The organism is Entomohabitans teleogrylli, assembly GCF_001484765.1.
Taxonomy (GTDB): Bacteria; Pseudomonadota; Gammaproteobacteria; order Enterobacterales; family Enterobacteriaceae; genus Entomohabitans; species Entomohabitans teleogrylli.
Genome location: NZ_KQ947381.1, coordinates 87,942 through 111,921 on the forward strand (window position 1 = coordinate 87,942; position 23,980 = coordinate 111,921).

General features: G+C 56.2%; 22 protein-coding genes. 10 read left to right on the forward strand and 12 right to left on the reverse strand.

Going from position 1 to position 23,980, the window contains the following annotated elements; all coding sequences use genetic code 11:
- Nucleotides 1–224 precede the first annotated feature (224 nt).
- Together AQ981_RS10605 and lipA are read left to right on the forward strand one after the other, a co-directional pair.
- Nucleotides 225–1,205: a YbeF family transcriptional regulator gene (locus AQ981_RS10605; RefSeq protein WP_058911723.1), complete on the forward strand. Its 981-nt coding sequence runs from the start codon at nt 225–227 to the stop codon at nt 1,203–1,205.
- Nucleotides 1,206–1,413: 208 nt separating this feature from the next.
- Nucleotides 1,414–2,379: a lipoyl synthase gene (gene lipA / locus AQ981_RS10610; RefSeq protein ID WP_058911724.1), complete on the forward strand. Its 966-nt coding sequence runs from the start codon at nt 1,414–1,416 to the stop codon at nt 2,377–2,379.
- An 87-nt stretch (nt 2,380–2,466) separates the two neighbouring features.
- Here lipA and tatE read toward each other — a convergent pair whose 3' ends face one another.
- Both tatE and AQ981_RS10620 read right to left on the reverse strand, forming a co-directional pair.
- Complete coding sequence (gene tatE, locus AQ981_RS10615; protein ID WP_058911725.1) at nt 2,467–2,658, reverse strand: twin-arginine translocase subunit TatE; 192 nt, start codon at nt 2,656–2,658, stop codon at nt 2,467–2,469.
- Between the two features lie 106 nt (nt 2,659–2,764).
- Nucleotides 2,765–3,556 (reverse strand): deaminated glutathione amidase, encoded by a 792-nt coding sequence (locus tag AQ981_RS10620; protein WP_058911726.1) that lies wholly within the window; start codon nt 3,554–3,556, stop codon nt 2,765–2,767.
- An 85-nt stretch (nt 3,557–3,641) separates the two neighbouring features.
- Between AQ981_RS10620 and crcB the strand changes: the two genes are divergently transcribed.
- Entirely contained in the window at nt 3,642–4,025 is a 384-nt protein-coding gene (gene crcB / locus AQ981_RS10625; RefSeq protein WP_058911727.1) for a fluoride efflux transporter CrcB, read from the forward strand.
- Nucleotides 4,026–4,231: 206 nt separating this feature from the next.
- On the opposite strand, the gene cspE is transcribed toward crcB, so the two are convergent.
- From cspE to AQ981_RS10660, 7 genes are all read right to left on the reverse strand, one after another.
- Nucleotides 4,232–4,441, reverse strand: a complete 210-nt coding sequence (gene cspE, locus AQ981_RS10630) for a transcription antiterminator/RNA stability regulator CspE (RefSeq protein WP_058911728.1) — start codon at nt 4,439–4,441, stop codon at nt 4,232–4,234.
- Nucleotides 4,442–4,617: 176 nt separating this feature from the next.
- Nucleotides 4,618–5,151, reverse strand: coding sequence for a lipid IV(A) palmitoyltransferase PagP (gene pagP, locus AQ981_RS10635; protein ID WP_058911748.1), 534 nt, complete (start codon nt 5,149–5,151; stop codon nt 4,618–4,620).
- A gap of 227 nt (nt 5,152–5,378) precedes the next feature.
- On the reverse strand, nt 5,379–8,498 hold the full coding sequence (locus AQ981_RS10640; RefSeq protein WP_058911729.1) for an efflux RND transporter permease subunit: 3,120 nt from the start codon (nt 8,496–8,498) through the stop codon (nt 5,379–5,381).
- A complete protein-coding gene (locus AQ981_RS10645; protein WP_058911730.1) occupies nt 8,495–9,955 on the reverse strand; it encodes an efflux RND transporter periplasmic adaptor subunit in 1,461 nt (486 codons plus the stop codon). Before AQ981_RS10645 ends, AQ981_RS10640 begins: the two co-directional genes overlap by 4 nt.
- A complete protein-coding gene (locus AQ981_RS10650) occupies nt 9,952–11,211 on the reverse strand; it encodes a TolC family protein (RefSeq protein WP_058911731.1) in 1,260 nt (419 codons plus the stop codon). The genes AQ981_RS10645 and AQ981_RS10650 overlap by 4 nt, the downstream gene beginning before the upstream one ends.
- Before the next feature lie 10 nt (nt 11,212–11,221).
- Nucleotides 11,222–11,590: a copper-binding protein gene (locus tag AQ981_RS10655; RefSeq protein WP_058911732.1), complete on the reverse strand. Its 369-nt coding sequence runs from the start codon at nt 11,588–11,590 to the stop codon at nt 11,222–11,224.
- 70 nt (nt 11,591–11,660) lie between these two features.
- A complete protein-coding gene (locus AQ981_RS10660) occupies nt 11,661–12,074 on the reverse strand; it encodes a hypothetical protein (protein WP_058911733.1) in 414 nt (137 codons plus the stop codon).
- Between the two features lie 477 nt (nt 12,075–12,551).
- On the opposite strand from AQ981_RS10660, the gene dcuC reads away from it, so the two are divergent.
- The 5 genes from dcuC to uspG all read left to right on the forward strand — a co-directional run bounded on the left by dcuC (nt 12,552) and on the right by uspG (nt 17,857).
- On the forward strand, nt 12,552–13,928 hold the full coding sequence (gene dcuC, locus AQ981_RS10665) for an anaerobic C4-dicarboxylate transporter DcuC (RefSeq protein WP_058911734.1): 1,377 nt from the start codon (nt 12,552–12,554) through the stop codon (nt 13,926–13,928).
- A 111-nt stretch (nt 13,929–14,039) separates the two neighbouring features.
- Entirely contained in the window at nt 14,040–14,849 is an 810-nt protein-coding gene (gene rna / locus AQ981_RS10670; RefSeq protein ID WP_058911735.1) for a ribonuclease I, read from the forward strand.
- A gap of 454 nt (nt 14,850–15,303) precedes the next feature.
- Nucleotides 15,304–16,680 carry a GntP family permease gene (locus tag AQ981_RS10675; protein WP_058911736.1) on the forward strand — a complete coding sequence of 459 codons (1,377 nt, stop codon included), beginning with the start codon at nt 15,304–15,306 and terminating at the stop codon, nt 16,678–16,680.
- A 161-nt stretch (nt 16,681–16,841) separates the two neighbouring features.
- Entirely contained in the window at nt 16,842–17,252 is a 411-nt protein-coding gene (rnk, locus tag AQ981_RS10680) for a nucleoside diphosphate kinase regulator (RefSeq protein WP_058911737.1), read from the forward strand.
- Between the two features lie 176 nt (nt 17,253–17,428).
- A complete protein-coding gene (uspG, locus tag AQ981_RS10685; protein ID WP_058911738.1) occupies nt 17,429–17,857 on the forward strand; it encodes a universal stress protein UspG in 429 nt (142 codons plus the stop codon).
- A gap of 87 nt (nt 17,858–17,944) precedes the next feature.
- On the opposite strand, the gene ahpF is transcribed toward uspG, so the two are convergent.
- Both ahpF and ahpC read right to left on the reverse strand, forming a co-directional pair.
- Complete coding sequence (ahpF, locus tag AQ981_RS10690) at nt 17,945–19,510, reverse strand: alkyl hydroperoxide reductase subunit F (protein WP_058911739.1); 1,566 nt, start codon at nt 19,508–19,510, stop codon at nt 17,945–17,947.
- Nucleotides 19,511–19,614: 104 nt separating this feature from the next.
- Nucleotides 19,615–20,178: an alkyl hydroperoxide reductase subunit C gene (ahpC, locus tag AQ981_RS10695; protein WP_058911740.1), complete on the reverse strand. Its 564-nt coding sequence runs from the start codon at nt 20,176–20,178 to the stop codon at nt 19,615–19,617.
- A gap of 488 nt (nt 20,179–20,666) precedes the next feature.
- Between ahpC and dsbG the strand changes: the two genes are divergently transcribed.
- Nucleotides 20,667–21,419 (forward strand): thiol:disulfide interchange protein DsbG, encoded by a 753-nt coding sequence (gene dsbG / locus AQ981_RS10700; protein WP_058911741.1) that lies wholly within the window; start codon nt 20,667–20,669, stop codon nt 21,417–21,419.
- Nucleotides 21,420–21,464: 45 nt separating this feature from the next.
- On the opposite strand, the gene AQ981_RS10705 is transcribed toward dsbG, so the two are convergent.
- Nucleotides 21,465–22,625, reverse strand: a complete 1,161-nt coding sequence (locus tag AQ981_RS10705) for a pyridoxal phosphate-dependent aminotransferase (RefSeq protein WP_058911742.1) — start codon at nt 22,623–22,625, stop codon at nt 21,465–21,467.
- 203 nt (nt 22,626–22,828) lie between these two features.
- Between AQ981_RS10705 and AQ981_RS10710 the strand changes: the two genes are divergently transcribed.
- The gene (locus AQ981_RS10710) at nt 22,829–23,917 is read left to right on the forward strand and encodes an oxidoreductase (RefSeq protein WP_058911743.1); all 1,089 of its coding nucleotides are present in this window, start codon (nt 22,829–22,831) and stop codon (nt 23,915–23,917) included.
- Nucleotides 23,918–23,980 lie beyond the last annotated feature (63 nt).

Consider the following 23,980-nt stretch of genomic DNA (forward strand, 5'->3'; position numbering starts at 1 on the left):
TTGATTCCAGGCACATTTCCCGGAAACGGATTTCCTTTACTTTACCCTCGGTTTTAATTATTTTTTCCATTCTGATATTTATTTCGAAAATGAAGGAAGCCGTCTTTCCGGCTGATTATATTCATATCATGAATATATAGATCATTTATTTTCTCAATATTTATCTTTTAAACATAATTCACTCAAATATCATATATTATTGATATATAAAAAGGATTCTTATTGTGTCAGATAATGAAGATAAAACCCCGCCAGCTGCGGATGATGAGGTGAATAATTTCCCGACATTCAAAATGCTGCGTAATATCGATCTCAATTTACTGACCATTTTCGAAGCCGTCTATGTCCATAAAGGGATTGTTAACGCCGCCAGGGTCCTGAACCTGACCCCTTCCGCGATCAGTCAGTCAATGCAAAAGCTGCGCGCCATCTTTCCCGACCCGCTTTTTATCCGCCACGGCCAGGGAGTGAAACCGACAGCTTATGCCACCCAGTTGCACGAACATATCAGTCGCGGATTTGAGTCGATTCTTAATGCCCTCGATTTTTACAATGCCAATCAAAAACATCGTACTATCACTATCGCCACCAGCCCCACTGTCGGCGCTATGCTGATCCCGCGAATTTTCCAGGCGATGAAGAAAATTAATCGCCACCTCTCAATACGCCATATTCCGATTACCGATGCGGAAACTCAGCTCACCCAGTTTCAGACCGATCTGCTTATCGATCATAACCACCATTACAGTCGCTCGATCGGTACTCATTTCTTATTTGAAGACCGTCCGGTCGCGGTATGCCGCGTTGACCATCCGCTCAGCGATGCGCCCCCGGTCTCTGGTCAGTTCAGCCAGTATGAACAGGCAGTATTTACCGTCCAGGCCGACTTTATGCGGGAAATTCGCCGGGAAATTGAAATTCATGCGCCGGGCAGAATCATTGCACTGTCGAGCTACAATGTCATGACAATCGCCGCAGTACTTAGCATAACGGACATAATTGGCTTTATGACCGAAGGTTTTTACCATATGTACCGGGATCTGTATGGCCTGCGCATCCTGAATTGCGGTCTGTTCCGCGATACCCGCATCCAGACTAATTTGCATTTCAACAAACTCAGCCAGCGCGATCCCTTGCTGCAACAAGTCATCGACGCCATTCATCGTGAATTCACGGCGCCGGCGAGTCGCGTTGCCCGGGAATAGTCGAGCCCCCAGACTGGCAACGCGGCTAAACGCACAAAATAACAACTGATTTACAATTTTTTCTCTTTTTACCGGGTCGTCAGGCTGCTATCCGCAGGGCTTAGATGATATACTGCGGCGCGTTAATTCAAAAATAATTGATAATTGCAACATTTGCTTGAATTAACACGTTTTCCCCCTCACGCTTAGCCACTGGAACACGCACGATATGAGTAAACCCATTCTGATGGAACGCGGCGTTAAATACCGCGACGCCGATAAAATGGCGCTTATCCCGGTAAAAACCGTCGCTACTGAACGCCAGGAGCTGTTAAGAAAGCCAGAGTGGATGAAAATCAAGCTGCCCGCTGATTCGACCCGGATTCAGGGAATCAAAGCGGCCATGCGCAAAAATGGCCTGCATTCAGTGTGTGAAGAGGCTTCCTGCCCGAACCTGGCCGAATGCTTTAACCACGGTACCGCGACCTTTATGATTCTGGGCGCCATCTGTACCCGCCGCTGCCCTTTCTGCGATGTGGCCCACGGCCGCCCTGTCGCGCCGGATGCCGGTGAGCCGCAGAAACTGGCTCAGACTATCGCGGATATGGCATTACGCTATGTGGTTATCACCTCCGTTGACCGCGACGATCTGCGCGACGGCGGCGCACAGCATTTTGCCGACTGTATCAGCGCCATTCGCGAAAAAAGCCCAAATATTAAAATTGAAACGCTGGTGCCCGACTTCCGCGGGCGTATGGATCGGGCGCTGGATATCCTCACCGCCACGCCGCCGGATGTGTTTAACCATAATCTGGAAAACGTTCCCCGCCTGTATCGTCAGGTTCGCCCCGGCGCCGACTATGCCTGGTCGCTGAAACTGCTGGAACGCTTTAAAGAGGCGCACCCGGAGATCCCCACCAAATCCGGGCTGATGGTCGGCCTTGGGGAAACCAATGCTGAAATCATTGATGTGATGCGCGATCTGCGCCGCCATGGCGTCACCATGCTCACTCTGGGCCAGTATCTGCAGCCCAGCCGCCATCACCTGGCGGTACAGCGCTACGTCAGACCCGAAGAGTTTGAAGAGATGAAAGCTGAAGCGCTGGCGATGGGCTTTACCCACGCCGCCTGTGGGCCATTCGTACGCTCCTCCTACCATGCCGATCTGCAGGCGAAGGGGCTTGAAGTTAAATAAGCCTGACACAGCCTGTTACAAAACACAGACTGTAGAGATAAAAAAACCGGCGCGCTTGCCGGTTTTTTTTAATCAATAACGCCGCGGTTACTCTTTATGCGACAGACGTTCGCTGTCCGCCGTCGCTTTTGCCGCCGCATCATCGTCATTCATGGCCTTTTTAAAGCCTTTAATAGCGGCGCCCAGATCGCCCCCTAACGTGCGTAACTTCTTAGTACCAAACAATAAGACAATCAACGCGCCAACCACCAGAAGCTTGGTAATACTGATCTCACCCATATTTACCTTCTTATCAAAACACGCAGTACAAAGACCTGAAACTATTAACGGTCATTCCAGGCCGCGCCACAACAGCAATCTGTAACAAGGTTAATCAGAGCCCAGGTTATGGGCCTAATTGTGGAATGGCAAAACGCCGGTTCGCCAGCACCGGAAGCTGCTCCCGTACCTCAGCCACCCGTTGGGCGCTAACCTCACAGTAAAACAGCGCCGGCTGGTTGACAGCGGCGGCCAGAGTGACGCCCAGCGGATCCACTACCCGACTCTGACCAATATTTTTATTACCGCACTCCCCGGCAGCCACCACATAGCAGGTGGTATCCAGCGCCCGGGCGCCAAGCAGAGTCTCCCAGTGCTGCTCTTTAAATGGGCCTTTGACCCATGCAGCCGGCAGCACCAACACCTCGGCGCCGGACAGCGCCAGACTTAACGCCAGCTCAGGAAAACGCAGATCGTAGCAGGTCATTAAACCAATACGCATTCCCGCCACGTTGATCAGCGCCGGGATCTGCTTCCCGGCATCCACCAGACGCGACTCACGCGCTGTAAACGCATCATAGAGATGCAGTTTCTGGTAGCTGGCCGCAATAGCGCCGCTGCGGATAGCAAACAACGTATTCGCTGCTCGCCCCGGCGTGGTGACTATCGGTAGCGTCAGCACCGTCGTCATGGCGCTGGCGCGGCTAAAGTCGAGAAGCTGGCTGAGGAATTCACCATCCTCCGTCTGGGCGGATTTTACCGACAGGTCGGGATCGTTATCGTCCCTGGCGAGCACCGCTTCCGGCAGCACCAGAAGATCGGCGCCATGGGCGCTGGCTTCACCGATAAGCCTCCGGCAGGTGTCGAGATTCTCACGCCAGCGGGGACTGACGGCAAACTGACCAACCGCAACTTTCATGCTCCGTCCTCATGCGTATAGCCCTTGATAAACCTCTTATCAGCGTTACACTTCTCCCAGGTTTAATCAATATGAGACTATTCATGTGTTGCAAATGATGATGGCGGTTTTTATCGGCGGTGGCGCCGGCAGCCTGTTGCGCTGGGGGCTGAGCCTGAGGCTCAATCCGCTCCACCACGCGCTGCCGGTGGGAACGTTAACCGCGAACCTGGTCGGCGCCTTTATTATTGGCGCGGGTCTGGCGTGGTTTAATCGCATGACGCAAATCGATCCACTATGGAAATTGTTGATTACCACCGGCTTTTGCGGCGGTCTGACGACATTTTCAACCTTTTCCGCCGAAGTGGTTTTTCTGCTGCAGGACGGAAAACTGGGCTGGGCATTGCTTAACGTACTGGTAAATCTTCTCGGTTCTTTCGCCATGACAGCGCTGGCGTTTTACCTGTTTTCGAGTTTCAGCAGCCACTAATCCCGGTGTTAAGGTTCGCTTAATTTTCATCTGCCACACTCTACCTGTTAACATCCTGGAGGCGGAGATGAAAGAGCAAATCATGAGCTGGGGCGCAGTACTTTTTAGCGTTGCTGTGGTCGCTAGTTTTCTAAAAATCTTTCTTTTTTATTGATTTCCGGACATAAAAAAACCCGCTGTGAGCGGGTTTTTAGTTTCTGGCTAACTTACAGAGCGATTACGTTAGCAGCAGAAGGGCCTTTGGCACCGTTAGTGATTTCAAATTCAACCTGCTGACCTTCGGCCAGAGTTTTGAAACCATTGCTCTGGATTGCAGAGAAGTGTACGAACACATCTTTGCTGCCATCTTCCGGAGTAATGAAACCGAATCCTTTGGACTCATTAAACCACTTAACGTTACCTTTAATCTTAGACATCAAAATTACCTTTACATGAAAAAACGACACAATTGCCGTGTCGGGTATCAGTACATCAATTGTGGCGTCTTTTGTCCAGTTGTTATTTACTAAAAAGTGATAAAAGCCCGCTCTTTTTTCCGCTACCGTACTTTACCCGTTGTTTTCAGATGTAAAAATCCGTAGCGCGAAAATGCTTAAAATTGCAGGCGCAACCACGCAAAGTAAACGTTACCGTTGTTATACGTCCCCGGGATGTAGGTCATCTGGAACGTCGCCGGTCCATACCCCACCGAGGCCAGCGGCAGCACCAGCGGAATGGGAATGTAATTCCAGTTATCGCGCGCCGTGAAGCCCGCCGTGTACCCCAGCCCAAGGTGGAAGTTCTGATCGGCCAGCGGCCGCCAGGTGGCTTCCCAGCCATATCCGGCAATCGGCTCCCATTTGTTGTAGGAGTCTTTAAACGCCATCACATACAGGCCATGCCAGTTGCCCTTTTCATCCCAGCGCGACTGACCAAAACCAGCGCCCCATGGACGTTCGTTGTATTTATCGGTTTTTTCTTTGTCGTAAGCAAAACGGGCATGCCAGGTAATTGCCGGCACGTACAGATCATAATGCTGCGGATTGTTCCACGTCTCACCGACATTATCAGTGAAGGTCGACCATCCCTGCTTTACTGTCGCGCCAAAGGAAGCGGCCTGCGCCGCCGGAAGCGTCGAAAAAACCATTAACCCCAGTAAAAACAAAATATTGCGAATTAAAAACACGGTTATAGTACCTGATAACGAACATGGCTCTATTTTAGATGATTTTTTTCAAATCCAGCATAAACGAACGGATAAGGATCCGCCGTTTCAACAGCAATGAAAGTTAATTCAGACTCTTCTTAAGGGTGTTATTACGCCAGCCTTTCCGCGAAATGCGCCGCATTCGCACAACGCGGCGCATTCAGGAATTACCGGTTACGTTTAATCAGCAGATATAGCGCCGGCAATACCAGCATAGACAGTAGCGGCGCGCTAATCATCCCGCCAATCATTGGCGCGGCGATACGCCGCATCACCTCAGAACCAGCGCCATCTCCCCACATGATAGGCAACAGACCGGCCATAATCGTCGCCACGGTCATCGCTTTTGGCCTGACACGCAATACCGCACCTTCATGGATCGCCTGCTTAAGCAACGCCTCATCGCTGCTATTTCCCTGAAGGCGGTATTTCTCCAGCGCGTGGTTGAGATACAGCATCATGATGACGCCAAACTCGGCCGCCACCCCGGCGAGGGCGATAAATCCCACGGCCCCCGCCACTGACAGGTTATATCCCAGCAGCCACAGCAGCCAGATCCCGCCAACCAGGGCAAACGGCAGCGTTCCCATGATCAGCAGCGCATCGGAAATACGCCGGAAGGTCAGATAAAGCAGGACAAAAATGATCATCAGGGTGAATGGTAAGACAATCTGCAGTTTTGCCGCCGCCCGCTCCAGATATTCGAATTGCCCTGACCAGGAGAGCGTCACTCCTTCCGGCAATACCACCTGTTGCGCCACCCGCTGCTGCATCGCATCCACCGCTGAACGCAGATCCCTGCCGCGAATATCCACATACACCCAACTGGATAACCGGGCATTTTCGCTTTTCAGCATTGGCGGCCCGTCGCTTATCGTCACGCTCGCCAGCTCAGAGAGCGCCACCTGGTTACCGCTGGCGGTCAGCACCGGCAGATCCTGTAACTTACGGACATTATCGCGAATCTCCCGCGGATAGCGCATATTGATCGGGTAACGCGCCCGGCCTTCAATCGTTTCGCCGATGTTCTGGCCGCCCACCACGGTGCTTATCAGCGATTGCAGCTCCTGCACCGACACGCCGTAACGGGCAGCTTTCAGGCGGTCAATATCAATATCGATATAGCGCCCGCCCGACAACCGTTCCGCCAGCGCCGAGGTCACCCCGGGAATATCCTGTACGGCGACTTCAATCTGGCGCGCAATCGATTCGATTTGCGCAATATCATCGCCGTTGACCTTGATCCCCACCGGACTTTTGATGCCGGTCGCCAGCATATCCAGCCGGTTGCGGATTGGCGGTACCCAGACATTGGCGATACCCGGCACATTCACCACCCGGTCCAGCTCCTCCACCAGCTTATCCATCGTCATCTCTGGCCGCCACTGATCGCGGGGTTTAAAGCGAATGGTGGTTTCCAGCATGGTGAGCGGCGCAGGATCGGTCGCTGTCTCCGCCCGCCCCGCCTTACCAAACACGGTATCAACCTCCGGTACGGTCTTAATCAGCCGGTCGGTCAACTGCAGCAGGCGCCCGGCTTCCCGCGCCGAAACCCCCGGCAGCGTCGAAGGCATATACAGCAGATCGCCCTCATCCAGCGCCGGCAGGAATTCGCTGCCAAGACGGCTGAGCGGCCAGAGCGTGGCGACAAACAGCAGCGCCGCCAGCGCCAGCGTGGTTTTCGGCCAGGCCAGCACCTTATCAATCAGCGGCTCATAGGCGGCAATCAACCAGCGATTGAGCGGATTCGCCTGCTCATCGGGAATATTGCCGCGAATAAACCAGCCCATCAGGACCGGCACCAGGGTAATCCCCAGCCCCGCCGCTACGGCCATCGCCCAGGTTTTCGTGAACGCCAGCGGCGCGAACAGGCGTCCTTCCTGAGCCTCAAGAGAAAATACCGGCACAAAAGAGAGCGTAATGATCAGCAGACTACAGAACAGCGCCGGCCCGACTTCCACCGCCGCCCGCTCAGAGATAGCCCAGTAGTCCGCCGCCGCGGGTTTCTGCCCGGGGTGTTCATGCCGCCACTGCTCCAGCACTTTATGCATATTCTCAATCATCACTATTGCCGCATCCACCATCGCGCCGATGGCGATGGCGATACCTCCCAACGACATGATGTTGGCATTCACCCCCTGATAATGCATCACGGTAAAGGCGCCGAGGATACCCAACGGCAGGCTGACGATCGCCACCAGCGCCGAACGGAAGTGAAACAAGAACAGCGTACAAATCACCGCCACCACGATAAACTCTTCCAGCAGCTTGTAAGAAAGAGTACTGATGGCGTTGTTGATCAGTTGCGAGCGGTCGTATACTGGTACAATCTCCACCCCGGGAGGCAGGCTCTTCTGGATTTGCGCCAGCTTCGTTTTCACCGCATCGATAGTCTGCAGGGCATTTTTGCCATAGCGCATAATGATAATGCCGCCGGTCACTTCTCCTTGCCCATTGAGTTCCGCCACGCCGCGGCGCATTTCTGGTCCCATGCGCATCGTCGCGACATCAGACAGCAGCACCGGCACGCCATCCCTGACCGTGAGGACAATCTGGCGAAAATCATCCAGCGATCGCAGGTAGCCGCTGGTACGCACCATGTATTCCGCCTCGCCCAGTTCCAGTACCGAACCGCCTCCCTCCTGGTTGGCGCTCTGCACAGCGGCGGCGATCTGCTGGTGAGTGATATTCAGGGCAAGCATGCGCTGTGGATCGAGCACAATCTGGTACTGGCGCACCATGCCGCCGACGCTGGCGACCTCCGCCACATCCGGCACGGTTTTCAGCTCAAACTTCAGCGTCCAGTCCTGCAACGCGCGCAGATCCGCCAGACTATGGGTGCCGCTGCGGTCCACCAGCGCATACTCATATACCCAGCCCACGCCGGTGGCATCCGGCCCCAGCGACGCTTTCGCTTCCGGCGGTAGCTGAGACTGTACCTGGCTTAAATATTCCAGTACCCGCGATCGCGCCCAGTATGGGTCGGTACCATCCTCGAACAGCACATAGACATAAGCATCCCCGAACATGGAGAAACCGCGCACCGTACTGGCGCCCGGCACCGACAGCATTGTGGTGGTTAGCGGATAGGTGACCTGATTTTCCACCACCTGCGGCGCCTTGCCCGGGTAGCTGACCCGTACGATCACCTGGACATCCGACAGATCCGGCAGGGCATCCAGCGGCGCACGCTGCATCGACCACAGCCCCCATGCCGCCATAAACAGCGCCGCCAGAATCACCAGCAACCGGTTATGTAACGCGCTACGAATCACCGCGGCAATCATGGCTGTTCCTCCGCCAGCGGCATCAGATGGGTAATCACAATGCCCTGTTCATCCATGGTGAAGCGAAACATCACGCGGCTGCCGGGGGCGATGTCCTGCAGATCAAGCTGCGCGCCCGGTGTGAAATCCATCGTCATGACGCCCCATTTCAGCTCCGGCACCGGCTGATGCGTAATAGTGATCGCCTGCGGGCTGATGGTTTTAACAATGCCGGTCGTCTGGTACTCGGTCAGCGCCGGAGCAGCCGGCGTCTCGCCATTAAGGGCGCTGCGTAAACTGGCCTCGGAATCAATCAGGAACTGCCCGGAAGCCACTACCCGCTGACCGGGCTTCAGCCCCGATATGATCTCCACCCAGCTGTCGGCCATCGCGCCGGTCACTACCTCCTGCGGTGCGAAATGCCCTTCACTGTCCGCCAGCAGTACCCGGTTATGGCTGCCGGTAGCAATCAGCGCCTCTTCGGGGATCGCCAGTACCGCGGGCCCGTTCTCCGCCGCCGCACGGGTTATGTTCAGATACATACCGGGTCGCAGCTTATTGCCGGGATTATTGATTTCAACACGGGCTTTTAAGGTGCGGGTCGCGCTGTCCATGACCGGCAGTATCTCGCTGATCTGACCGCTGAAGCGCTCCCCCGGCCAGCTTTCTGTGGTGGCGAGCACCTTATTGCCCGGTTGCAGAGCCGATGCCTGGCTCTGCGGATAATCCACCACTATCCACAGCGGATCGAGACTCGCCAGCTCAAACAGCGGCGCGCCGGCCGTTACCTGAGCGCCCGCGCGAATATCCAGTTGACTGATATACCCGGACTGCGGCGCCCGGAGAGTAATGCGGGTTTGTGGTTTGCCGCTGCGCTCCACTTCACTAATTACCGCCGCAGGCATAAATAACAGCTCCAGACGGGCGCGGGCCGCCGCGCTCAACTGGCTGTCCCCCAGGCGACGCACCGCCAGATATTCCTGCTGGGCGGCGGTCCATTCCGGGATCCACAGTAGCGCCAGCGGTTCGCCAGCCCTGACCTGCTGCTGCGGCGCATTCACATACAGTTTTTCGACAATCCCGCTCGCGGTAGCCGATATGCGCTGTACCCGGCGTTCATCCGGCGTAACGGTGGCGACCGCCCGAAAAGATGCGCTCAGGACACGGCGCTCCACCGCCGCGGTACGGATCCCCAGATTTTGTTGCTGGCGCGGACTGATCGTCACCACGCCGTCAGCGCTCTGCTCATCGGCATAGCGCGGCACCAGTTCCATATCCATAAACGGTGATTTTCCCGGTTTATCAAAACGCTGGCCGGGAACCATCGGATCGTACCAGTAGAGCACCGCGCGGGCTTCCCGGGGCGCGGGCCCGCTGTCGGCATGCTTCCCGCCAGTGGCGGCGCCAAGAAAATATCCGCCGGATGTGGAAATCACGGCGATCGCCACGGCGGCCAACGCCAGAGAACTGTTTTTCATTGCGTCAACTCCTCAGGCACCAGGTAACGAATCGCGGCCCAGTTAAGGGCCAGCTCTTTTTCCGCGCTGATGGCGGCGACTTCGCTGTCCAGTACCGCGCGGCGCGCCTCCAGTAGCGCCGCCACATCGCTCTGGCCGCTACGATATCGGGCCTCCAGCAGAGCCAGACGCTGACGAGTCAGGGGCACAACGTCCTGTTGCTGACGCTGCCAGATAGCCAGCGCCGCCTGGTAACGGGCGATCAGGCTTTTTAACTGCGCCAGACGCTCGCGCTCAACCAGCGCCAGCCGATCGTTAGCCTCCAGAGTGCGGGAAACATCGGCGGCGTAATCTTTGTCCTGGCGCTGGGATTTAAACAGCGGCAAATCAACAGAGAACATGATCCCCGCCATATCGTCATAACCGTCGGCGCGATGGGCGTAATACACTTCCACGCCAACATCGGGCTTCGCCGCCACAGCGGACTGCGCGGACCGCGCCCGGGAGACATCCGCTTCCCGGGCGGCGGCAATCACCTGCGGATGCCGGCTTACTGCCTGCTCCAGCAGAGCCTCGTCGGCGGGAAGGCGCTGGTAGCGCGGCATGTCGCCGTCAGTCTGCACGATATTCTGGCCGGTCAACGCCAGCAGCCGGGTTTGCGCCAGCTCCACATCGCGCTGCGCGAGCGTCACCCGATCGCGTATGGCGTTCAGCGCAATACGCAGATCCAGTACGCTGCTGGCCGGACTGGCGCCGCTGGCCACCCCGGACAGTTGAGCACCGGTCTGCTTTTCGGTTTCCCGCGCCAGGCGCTGCGCGGCGCGCAGCATTTTCTGCGACAGGGCCAGCTCCAGCCAGGCGCTGGCGGTATCGCGCTGCAGGGCCGCGCGAATCACGTCAGACTGGGCCTGAGTACTGGAGGACTGAGCCAGTAATGTCTCAGCCTTACGTTCACGCTTATCTGCGCTGACGTAATTCTGCATGATGCCAATGCGCTGCATGGTCATCCCGTCGCGGGTCAAACGGCGGGCATTACTACCTCCCAGCGGCACGTTCTCAACGCCGAACTTCAGGCTGGGGTCGGGCAGTTCACGGGCGGACTGCGCCATGCTGTTCAGGGCGTTAGCCTGGTTGCGGTTAGCCGACAGCTCGGCGGAATAGCGCTCCGCCGCCAGCAGGGTCTGAGGCAGGCTCCACGCCGCCGCCGGAGCGGCAGCGTGTAAGCACGCCAGAAACACCCCGCCAACCCACAACAGGTTCAGGGAATGTCTTTTCATGGCGTCCTCGTTATGGCTTGCGGGTAACCTGGGTCAGCAGCCAGTCATCCTGATGGGCGGTAAAACTGAAATGGATATGCTCATCCGGCTGTAACCGCCATTGCTCCGCCCCGGCGGGCAGCGCGAATGTCATGGTCATCGCCGGCCAGTTAAGAGACGGTATCGGCGGGTGGGCAATGGTGACGGTATTGGCGTCGAGACGCTTGACCACGCCTTCGCTGTGCCAGACATTGTCCGCGGCGGCGGGCTGAGGGTGTTGATGCTGCTGGCCGGAAGAGCCGTGATGGTGGGCAGACATGGCGGCATTCTGCGCCAGAACCGATGTGGACGACAACAGCGCCGCGGCAATCAGTGCCGCAGTGGCTTTAAAAGAAAACATAGATAAGCTCCGCAATAAATATCAGATAACCGGGCCGGCGGCCCGCTAACAGGGTGATATCTGGCGAAAGCTATTCTCTGAACCGGCAGAATCGAATGGCTGCCGGCGGCCCTACGGCGGGCGGCGTTAACGACCACTGTGCAACTGGCTCCCGGGTATCTACCGCCTGCGCCAGTACAATGGCCGAGGAAGCGGGAAGCACAGCGGGATCGCTATGACCGTTATCTTTTTGCATCACATCCGGAATGCAGTGCTTTTCGCACAGCGCCCCGCGCATCTGGTGACCACTGTCCTCCTCCGCCATCGCATGATTCATGTGCTGAATCATCACGGTGTCGGCCTGAATATCTATCGGGCAGTCATGGGAAGCGACAGCAAGCTGGCTGTGAATAAATAACCAACCGAACGCCATCATCAGGATCAGCAAATGCTGTCTGATAAAGCGCAGGCGAGTTATTGACCACAGACCAGAGCGTAACGTCATGTAAATAAGCGGTAAAAAAATGAATGGCTAAAAGTATAGGCGCAGTGTCCAACCGGGGAGAAGCGCATTTAAATGAATTTACATAATAAACAGTGGGTTATTTTTCACCCAGGAAAACATTAAATTAACAAAATAAAATCATTTATTTATCAAATGTCGCCAGAGAAATCGACAAATCCGAATATAAAACAAAAAATCATTTTTATGATGAATAACAAAATAACCATTCAGGGCAAAATCCGCGCCTGATTAAGAAAAATTTAGCGCTTTACCACCGGCCAGTGCCATAATTGTCAGGCCTGTTGCAAAAACTGACGGTTTCCCGGGCTATCGCATAAAAGGTTGATATTTATCAGCCATAGCAGAGAATCGTTAAGGCACTTTAACCACCGCTTTTATTTAAGGCGGTGTTTTTGTTTATTTATCACACAGTTTTGTCGTCAGAATTTCGCTGAATGCCGCGAAACAGAGGATATCATGCTTACGATTGTTGAATTACTGATAGGGGTTGTCGTCATTGTCGGCGTGGCGCGCTACATCATTAAAGGCTATTCCGCTACCGGCGTCCTGTTTGTCGGCGGTCTGCTGTTACTGATCGTCAGCGCCCTGATGGGCCATAAGGTCCTGCCCGGCAGTGCCGAAAGTACCGGCTATCAGGCGACCGATATTATTGAATATATAAAAATCCTGCTGATGAGCCGCGGCGGCGATCTCGGGATGATGATCATGATGCTGTGCGGGTTTGCCGCCTACATGACCCATATCGGCGCCAATGATGTGGTAGTCAAACTGGCCTCCCGTCCACTGCAATATATCAACTCCCCCTACATACTGATGGTGGCGGCTTACTTCCTCGCCTGCCTGATGTCGCTGGCGGTCTCTTCCGCGACCGGTCTGGGCGTACTGCTGATGGCGACACTGTTTCCGGTGATGGTCAACGTTGGCATCAGTCGCGGCGCGGCGGCGGCGATTTGCGCTTCGCCGGCGGCGATTATCCTTTCCCCGACGTCCGGTGACGTGGTGCTGGCCGCGAAGGCGGCAGAGATGCCGCTGGTGGACTTTGCTTTTAAAACCACCCTGCCGATTTCCATCGCCGCAATTGTCGCCATGGCCATCGCGCACTTCTTCTGGCAGCGCTATCTGGATAATAAAGAAAACGTCGCGCATGAAATGCTCGATGTTAATGAAATCACCACCAAAGCCCCGGCGTATTACGCGATTCTGCCGTTTACGCCGATCGTTGGGGTGCTGATTTTTGACGGCAAATGGGGTCCGCAGTTACATATCATCACCATTCTGGTGCTGTGTATGCTAATCGCCGCGCTGATTGAATTTGTCCGCAGCTTCAATACCCGCCAGGTGTTCGACGGTCTGGAAGTCGCTTATCGCGGTATGGCGGACGCCTTTGTGACCGTGGTGATGCTGCTGGTGGCCGCCGGGGTCTTCGCCCAGGGGCTGAGCACCATCGGCTTTATCCAGAGTTTAATCTCCATCGCCACTTCGTTTGGCTCGGCCAGTATCATCCTGATGCTGGTACTGGTGATCCTCACCATGCTGGCGGCAATGACCACCGGCTCCGGCAACGCGCCGTTTTACGCCTTCGTTGAGCTGATCCCCAAACTGGCCCATCAGTCCGGCATCAACCCGGGCTATCTGGTCATTCCGATGCTGCAGGCGTCTAACCTTGGCCGCACCATTTCTCCGGTCTCCGGCGTGGTGGTCGCGGTTGCCGGTATGGCGAAAATCTCCCCCTTCGAGGTGGTGAAACGGACCTCGGTACCGGTAATCGTCGGGCTGATTGTGGTGATTGTCGCCACAGAAATTCTGCTGCCCTCCAGCGCGGTACTTCACTAATCCGCTGTCGTTACGCTTTCCCCTGCGCCACAACGGCGCGGGGGATACGCCCCGGCATCCGGTTTATGGTTAAATATCGTTACGCACACTCATTGATTCGTGAAAAACCCTATGACCACCACTCGTCTGTCCGGCCTGCTTCTGGCCGCCGCCTTCTCCGGCGTGGCTCCTTCTGCTCTGTCAGCGACACTGGAACCCCAGCGCTACGGGGACTTTGATCGCTATGTTCTGGCGCTTTCCTGGCAAACCGGTTTTTGCCAGAGTATGTACGAACGCCAACGCAATCAGCCGGCAGAATGCCGCACCCAGCAGGAAAACGCCGACAAAAGCACATTCCTCACCGTTCACGGCTTATGGCCCGGGTTGCCGGATTCTATCTCAGCCCGCGGCGTCGATGAAAAACGCTGGATGCGCTACGGCTGCGCCACGCGGCCGATCCCCAACATGGCGCAGGTAGCGGCCAGTAAAAAATGCGCTGCGCCCGCTACCGGGTTGTCCGCGGATATAGCGGCCAGACTTGCCGGCGTTATGCCGGGCGCCGGGGGCAACTCTTGCCTGGAGCGCTATGAATACGCCAAACACGGCGCCTGTTTTGGCTTCGATCCCGACGCCTACTTTGGCACGATGATCAGGATGAATCAGGAAGTACGCCGCAGCCCGCTGGGCCAGTTTCTGGCGGAAAATTACGGCCGTACCGTTAGCCGCGGCGATATCAATGCCGCCATCGCCCGCGCGTGGGGTAAAGAGAGCGTCAAAGCGGTAAAACTCACCTGCCACAGTAATCCGGCGTATCTGACGGAAATTCAGCTATCGCTCAATGCCGCCGCCATCAACCAGCCGCTGGCGGCGGATTCATTCGCCCCTCAGCCCCATCCGGGCAATTGCGGCAAGCGCTTCAGGATAGATGCCGTCGGCTACTGACGGCCAGAACGGGTGTGCGGGATAACGCCCCGCATTCGCCGATCGTTACGTCATGCGACCGACGATCGGCGCCTGATTTTCTCATCAGAGCTTGCTCTATGTCTCATTCTTTCCCTTTGCCCCTGCTGGTACGGTGATTTCTATTAAGATTAGTCGAAGCCCCACACAGTGTGGTCCCTCATTTCCCGATGGACTCACGCGCCGACGCAGGGGCCTGGCTGTTCTCAGTTCACCGCCCGCTACGCCGCTGCACGGCGACGGACGTTTTTATCTTCCGGACTCAGCAGGAGGTTTATTTGCAATATTTGATGTCGCTCGCAAAATGTTAATAAATGTTACTTAGGGTGTTTAAACCTCATCAATGTTACCAGTATCATGTTACCGGTATCAGTAAGAAAGAACAGGGATTGCCCGCTTCTTCTTCCTGGCATTCTTGTTGTTAAGGAGCAAGACGATGACAGAAATTACATATGCGTATGGCGCTGGAACATTGCTGGGAATTGCCGCGGCGGCAGTTGCTTTGCTACTGGTGCTCATCATGCGCTTTAAAGTCCACGCCTTCCTGGCGCTGACCCTGGTCAGCATCGTGGTGGCGTTGGTCACCAAAGTGCCCTTTGATAAAATTGTTCCCACCCTGCTCGGCGGATTTGGCAGTACCCTGGCGGGTGTCGCATTGCTGGTTGGTCTCGGCGCCATGATTGGTCGCCTGCTGGAGGTTTCGGGAGGCGCGAAAGTGCTGGCCGATACGCTGATTGGCACCTTCGGCGCGCAGCGTGCGCCGTTTGCCCTCGGGGTTGCCTCTTTGCTGTTCGGCTTCCCTATCTTCTTTGACGCCGGTCTGGTGGTCATGTTGCCGATCATTTTCAGCGTCGCGAAGCAGTTTGGCGGTTCGACGCTGAAATACGCGCTGCCGGCTGCGGGCGCTTTTGCGGTCATGCATGCGCTGGTGCCGCCGCATCCGGGTCCGGTTGCCGCCAGTGAACTGCTGGGCGCCAACATCGGTCTGCTGGTGATCACCGGTCTGATTATCGCTATCCCGACCTGGTATATCGGCGGTTATCTGTTCGGTCTGTATGCCGGTAAAAAATTCGACGTCAAACTGCCCTCCTCTTTCCTGGGCGAAGTGGAAGTCGATGCCAATCACAAGCCGCCTTCATTCGGCCTGGTTTTGTCCATCCTGCTGATGCCGCTGGTACTGATCTTCCTTGATACCGGTCTGAATACCGCCATTGTGCTGGGATGGGTCAGCGCGGATAACGATCTGGTGAACTTCCTGCGTATGCTGGGTAAAACGCCGGTCGCCCTGTTGATTACCGTCTTCTTCTCGCTGATGGTCTTCAGTCGCCAGAACAGCCTTAAGCATCTGGAAAAAATCTGCGACGGCGCGCTGGGCCCTATTTGCGGCATCATTCTCGTTACCGGTGCCGGCGGCATGTTTGGCGGCGTACTGCGCGCCAGCGGTATTGGCGATGCGCTGGCCGGTGTACTGACTGAGACCGGTCTGCCGGTGATCGTCGCGGCATTCGTTATCTCCACCGCGCTGCGTGTTGCCCAGGGTTCCGCAACCGTGGCCCTGACCACCACCGCGGCGCTGGTCGCTCCGATGGTGCAGGCGGCACCTGGCCTGAGCCAGTTTGACCTGTGCTTTATCGTTATCGCTATCGCCGGCGGCGCAACGGTACTGTCCCACGTCAACGACTCCGGTTTCTGGCTGGTTGGCCGCTTCCTGGAAATGGACGAAAAAACCACGCTGAAGACCTGGACGGTGATGGAAACCCTGCTGGGTACTATCGCCTTCCTGCTGGCGGCGCTGGGCAGCCTGATCCTGTAAGGAAATAACGCCGGATATGTGATTAATATCACTTCCAGTGGCGCGCTGTACCAGGTATCATCACCTTTAGTGAACCCTCATCGTTTTGGCGGTGGGGGTTTTCTTTTGGAATTGTTGTATTGCGGTCGTTCGCCGCCCGCACATCAGACACGGAGTAATGCATGTCCAGACCTGCAATCATCATTAACGAACTTGACGCCGAACGCATTGACCAGCTACTGGAGCAACCGGCGTTTGCCAGCCTGCCCGTGGCCAGTGCCCTGAACGCAGAGCTGGATCGCGCTGAAATGCGCACCCCGGATACCATGCCCCATGATGTCGTGACCATGAACAGCCGGGTGCGGTTTCACGATCTGAGCACCGGTGAAGAGCATATCCGCACGCTGGTATATCCGGCCAACCTGTCAGACAGCGCGACCCAGCTTTCGGTGATTGCGCCGGTAGGCGCCGCGCTGCTGGGATTGCGTACCGGCGATACCATCCGCTGGCAGCTCCCCAACGGCAGCCAGACGCATCTTGAAGTCCTGGAACTGCTCTATCAGCCGGAAGCCGCCGGCGAATATCACCGCTAAGCGTTAATCCCGATTCAGGGTGCCGACACAGGCACCCTTTCTGTTATCCCCCGCTTATTTTTCAGAAACTTCCGCCGCCGCACGGATTTTTTTGCATTTCTGTAAGCGGATTAAATGAAAATCCGCGCAAAATGTGCTGTTATAACAGTGAGAAAGCGAACCATGGAGGATCCACTATGTACAAGACAATCCTGATGCCGGTTGATGTATTTGAAATGGAACTCAGTGATAAGGCAGTGAAGCATGCCGAATTTCTCGCTCAACAGGATGGCGTAATCTATTTAGTCCACGTATTGCCGAAGTCGTCGAAGCTGATTTTGCACGGTTTTGCCCACGACATTCGCCGCTTTGAAGAACATCTGGAAAAAGAGACCGATGGAAAATTGCGTCAGATGCAGAAGCACTTCTCCCTGCCCGAAGAGCGCGTGATACCGCTGATTCGCTTCGGCAATGTACGTGACGAGATCAACAGCGTGGCGGAAGAGCTGGATGCGGATATCATCATTATCGGCTCCAGAAATCCCAGCATTACCACCCACCTGCTGGGCTCCAACGCCGCCAGTATTATTCGCTATGCCCGCACGCCGGTGTTTGTCATCCGTTAGACTGGCGCTGCAAATACAAAAAGAAAGAGGCTACCCTGGGGTAGCCTCTTTATTATGCAGGTTTTGTCTGTACTTCTTTTTTATATATCAGGCCGTTTTAGTACGAATCAAATAATCAAACGCGCTCAGCGAGGCTTTAGCCCCTTCACCGGTAGCGATGATAATCTGTTTGTACGGAACGGTGGTGCAGTCGCCAGCGGCGAAAATGCCTTTCACGCTGGTTTCACACTTAGCATCAATGATAATTTCACCCATGCGATTGCGTTCTACCGCGCCTTCCAGCCAGTTAGTGTTCGGCAGCAGACCGATTTGCACAAAGATACCGGACAGCGGCAGGCTGTGCATGGCGCCGGAGACCCGATCCTGGTATTCCAGGCCGGTCACTTTCGCGCCGTCGCCCGTCACTTCAGTGGTCTGGGCATTAAGAATGATGTCGACATTGCTCAGGCTGCGCACTTTATCCTGCAGAACCTGGTCAGCCTTCATTTCCGGCGCAAATTCCAGCAGTGTTACGTGATCCACCACGCCAGCCAGGTCGATAGCCGCTTCCACGCCGGAGTTACCGCCGCCGATAACCGCTACCCGCTTGCCTTTAAACAGCGGGCCGTCGCAGTGCGGGCAATAGGTTACGCCGCGGGTACGATACTGATCTTCGCCCGGCACGTTCATGTTACGCCATTTAGCGCCGGTAGAGATGATAATGCTGCGCGCCTTCAGCACCGCGCCGGAGGCGGTTTCAATCTGATGCAGGCCGCCTTCCTGGCTGGCCGGAACCAGACGCGTGGCACTCTGGGTGTCGATAACATCGACATCGTAATCGTCGACGTGGGCTTTCAGGGCGCCAGCCAGTTTCTGGCCTTCAGTCTTCGGTACGGAAATATAGTTTTCAATATCCACGGTATCGAGGATCTGACCGCCAAAGCGCTCGCCCATCAAACCGGTGCGGATACCTTTACGCGCAGAGTAAACTGCCGCCGCCGCGCCCGCCGGGCCGCTGCCGACGATCAGCACATCGTAGGCGTCGCGCTTGCTCAGCTCATCGGCCGCGCGTTTCGCCGCGCCGCTGTCGACCTTGCTGACGATCTCCGCCAGTGTCATGCGCCCCTGGCCAAATTCATTACCGTTCAGGAAAACCGCCGGTACGCCCATGATGTTGCGTTCGCTGATTTCATTCTGGAACGCGCCGCCGTCAACCGCCGTGTGAGTCACGTTCGGATTGAGGATCGCCATCAGGTTCAGGGCCTGTACCACATCCGGGCAGTTATGGCAGGAGAGCGAGTAATAGGTTTCAAAATGGAATTCCCCTTCCAGGTCTTTAATCTGCTCAAGCAGATCCTGAGACTCTTTGGACGGGTGACCACCGGTCTGGAGCAATGCCAGCACCAGTGAAGTAAACTCGTGGCCCAGCGGCGAACCGGCAAAGCGCGGACCCTGCTGTGACCCCGGGTTAGTAATCAGAAATGAAGGCTTACGCACCGCCAGTTCATTTTGTTCTTTAAAAGAAACTTTATCCGACAACTCAGCGATTTCTGCCAGCAGTTCCCTGATTTCAGCCGATTTGGCGCTGTCGTCCAGCGTTGCAATTAACTCAACCGGTTTTGTTAATCTCTCAAGGTAAGCCTTGAGCTGAGTTTTCATTGTTGCGTCGAGCATAATATCTCCCTGGCAAGAAAAATCGGGTGCTAAGCACCCGATTTGCGTAATTCGCATTCGGGCCGCGCTAACCGCGGCCCTGACAGACTGGGTCGGGGAATGGCTTAGATTTTACCAACCAGATCCAGAGACGGAGCCAGCGTAGCGTCGCCTTCTTTCCACTTAGCCGGACATACTTCACCCGGATGGGAAGCCACGTACTGAGCTGCTTTCACTTTACGCAGCAGGTCAGACGCATCGCGACCAATACCTTCAGCAGTCACTTCTACTGCCTGGATGATACCCTGCGGGTCAACAATGAAGGTACCGCGGTCAGCCAGACCCTGATCTTCGCGCATGTTGTCGAAGTTACGGGTCAGTTCGCCAGTCGGGTCGCCGATCATCGCGTATTTGATTTTTGCGATGGTGTCTGAGCTGCTGTGCCATGCTTTGTGGGTGAAGTGGGTATCGGTAGAAACAGAGTAGATATCTACGCCCAACTTCTGGAACTCTTCATAATGGTCAGCCACGTCGCCCAGTTCAGTCGGGCAAACGAAGGTAAAATCTGCCGGATAGAAGAAGAATACACTCCAGCGACCTTCAACGTCTTTCTCGGTGACTTCAACAAACTCACCGTTTTTGAATGCCTGGTTTTTAAAAGGCTTAATTTTAGTATTAATCAAGGACATCTATACTTCCTCCGTGTTTTCGTTGGGGTAAAAGGTACCGAATTTCGGCCGCGACGGCTAATGCGTTTGCGTTATCAAATCAATAAGCGTCGGCTATCACCCGCGCGCCCCGGCCGACAGTGTGGCCGATATAGCGCCAAAAGGCTACCGCGGATCTGCAATCCCCACAGCGCCGATGGCCCAGGCCAGCACTAACGCGCCACAGCCTGAAGGCTGCTGGCGGCGCACCAATTACAACACTCGCGCGCCGCAAGGGCAATTCCCCACTAAATCCTGTTACCTGAAACAGCCATGACGGAAGTCGCTCTCTTACGGATGGCCGCGCCGATCGCGCAGTAATTTTGAGATGGCCCGCTTCGCCAGTACCGAAACGCTGCGCGATATTGGTTTGTGATCCTGCCCCACCCCTGGCTATCTCCGGGGGCGCTCCCCGGCCGGTAATGCTACACTTTGCCTCTTCTGTCACGGCCGACGCTACAGGTGTCATCATGAATAAACGGCTTCTCCTCCTCTGGTTGCTGCCCTTTTGCGCCGCGCACGCCGCGTCAACGCTGCCGGCGCCGGTACAGGCGCTCGAAAAACAGGGTATCACCATCATTAAATCCTTTCCTGCGCCAGGCGGTATGACCGGCTATCTGGGCAAGTATCAGGATATGGGAGTCACGATTTATGTGACGGCGGATGGTAAACACGCTATTTCCGGCTATCTGTATGACGGTCAGGGTAACAACCTGAGCGAAAAGGTTATTGAGAAAGAGATCTACGCTCCCGCCGGGCGCGAGCTGTGGCAGCGTATGGAAAAAGCAGACTGGATAGCTGACGGCAAGGCCGACGCGCCGCGTAAAATCTACGTCTTCGCCGATCCTTTCTGCCCCTACTGTCACCAGTTCTGGGAACAGGCACGACCCTGGGTGGACTCCGGGAAAGTTCAGATCCGCACTCTGCTGGTCGGGGTTATCAAACCGGAAAGCCCGGCCTGGGCGGCGGCAATCCTCGCCAGTGAAAACCCGGCCAAAACCTGGCGCGATTTTGAAACCAGCGGCGGAAAGATGAAGCTCAGCGTCAGCGACGCGATTCCCCCCACCCAGGCGCGCATCCTTAACGTCAATCAGAAGTTAATGGACGATCTCGGCGCTAACGCCACGCCAGCCATTTACTATATGAATGAAGAAAACGTCTTACAGCAGGAAGTGGGCCTGCCGGACGCCGAAAGAATGCAAGCGGTAATGGGCGAAAAATAACGCAATCCGCCGCTACCCTGCCCGGGCAGAATAGCGGCGTGAATCTCACAGTGTGGCCAGCCGCTGCGCCGCCGCGTCAAGAGTGGCATCCTGTTTGGCAAAGCACAGGCGAATTAACCGGTGCGGGAATGGCCCGGCGCAGAACACCGACAGCGGGATCGCCGCAACCCCCACTTCTGTCGTCAGCCAGCGGCAAAAAGCCACATCGTCCAGACTGGAAATCGCACTATAGTCCGCCAGCAAAAAGTAAGTGCCCTCGCAGGGCAAAATCGCCAGCCGGGTGTGGGATAGCGCGGCAATAAACCGATCGCGCTTCGCCCGATAAAAATCCGGCAAGGCCTGATAGTGCTCTGGCTCGGCGCGCAGCATATCGGCCAGAGCCAGTTGCGCCGGGGTATTGACGGCGAATGTCAGATACTGATGAACCTTACGCAATTCCGCGCTAATGGCCGCCGGCGCCACGCAGTAGCCCACCTTCCAGCCGGTCATATGAAAAGTTTTGCCGAACGAGGAGACCGCCACGGCTCTCTGGCGCAACCCCGGATGCGCCAGCACGCTGGCATGTCCGCCCCCGGCAAAGCAGATATGCTCGTACACCTCATCGCTGAGTACGTAGATCTCTCGATCGGCAATCGCCCGCCACAGCGCGTCGAAATCTTCACGCTGCCAGACCGTCGCCGATGGGTTATGGGGGGTGTTGAGAATAACCAGCCGGGTGCGTGGAGACAGTTGCGCGGCAAATTGCGCCCAGTCCACCCGAAAACGCGGCGGTTGCAACGCCAGCCGCTTAACAATCCCGCCGCAAAGCTCAACGGCCGGCGCATAGCTGTCATAGCTGGGGTCAAAACAGATAACTTCATCGCCGGACCGCACCAGCGCGGTAATGGCGGCATACAGCGCTTCCGTGGCCCCGGCGGTAACGGTCACATCACTGTGCGGATCGGGATAGTGACCGTACAGCGCCAGAGTTTTATCAGCAATGGCGGCGCGCAGCTCAGCCACGCCAGTCATCGGCGCATATTGATTCGCACCCTGAGCGACGTGCCAGGCCAGTCGCTCCTGAAGATAATGCGGGCCGTCAAAATCCGGGAACCCCTGCGACAAATTTATCGCCTGATATTGCTGCGCCAGCGCGCTCATTTGGGTGAAGATCGTGGTACCGAGCGCCGGTAATTTGCTCTCTGGAATCAAGGGATTGCTATACATTATTGACAGCCTTAATAACAAATTCGGATTAACGGACAGGTTGCCAGCACTATAACACGGTGCTAGCATTTGGCAATCAAGACACTTAGACGTCCAGACATAAAAACATCTCATACTATGATGGTATTCCGCCACAGGCAGCGATTCTTATTGCCTTAAATCCCCAGTGGCGGCTGGCAGCTTCAACAAAAAGGAACCGACAGATGGCAAATACCGATATTCGCGTGGTCACCGGCCCGGCTAATTACTATTCACATCCCGGCGCGCTGGAACACCTCGGCGAATTTTATGCTGCGCAGCAGCTTGAGCGCGCTGTCTGGATCTGTGGCGAACGGGCGCTGGCGGCAGCCACGCCTTTTCTCCCCGCCGCTTTCCATGCGCCGGGAGCCAGGCACGCCATTTCTCATCACCACTGTAGCGAAAGCGAAATCGCCCGTCTGGCAGGCATCGCTGGCGCTGACCGCCAGGTGGTTATCGGCCTTGGCGGCGGCGCCGTGCTGGATACCGCCAAAGCGCTGGCACGCCATCTGCGCCTGCCGCTGGTGGCGATACCGACCATTGCCGCCACCTGTGCGGCCTGGACGCCGCTGTCGGTGTGGTACAGCGATGCCGGCCAGGCGCTGCATTACGAAATTTTCAATGACGCGAATCATCTGGTGCTGGTGGAGCCGGAGATCATTTTGCGCGCGCCGGCGGAATATCTGCTGGCGGGCATTGGCGATACTCTGGCCAAATGGTATGAAGCCGTAGAGTTAGCGCCGCAGCCGGAAACCCTGCCCCTGACAGTACGCCTGGGACTGGACGCGGCGCTGGCGATACGCGATGTCCTGCTGGACAGCAGCGCAGCGGCGCTGGACGACCAGCGCAACGGTGTGCTGAGTCAGCCGTTCCGCGATGTGGTCGATGCCATTATCGCCGGCGGCGGTATGGTTGGCGGGCTGGGGGAACGCTATACCCGGGTAGCGGCCGCACACGCGGTACATAATGGACTGACAGTACTACCGCAAACCGCCAAATACCTGCACGGCACCAAAGTCGCCTACGGGATTCTGGTGCAGGCCGCTCTGCTGGGTCAGCAGGAGACGCTGCGGCAACTGGTGAGCGCTTATCAGCGCTTTAACCTCCCCACCAGCCTGGCGGAGCTGGAGGTGGATATTCATAACCAGGATCAGCTCGATAAAGTGATTGCTCACACTCTGCGCCCGTCTGAATCTATTCACACGCTTACGGTGCCGGTGACGCCGCAGGCGCTGCGCGAGGCATTCTTCAGCGTTGAAGCGCTGGCGCGCTAACCGGTTCTTATCTGAGCAAAATAAATATCCTCCGGCATAGCCGGAGGTTTTTCTGATGCGCCT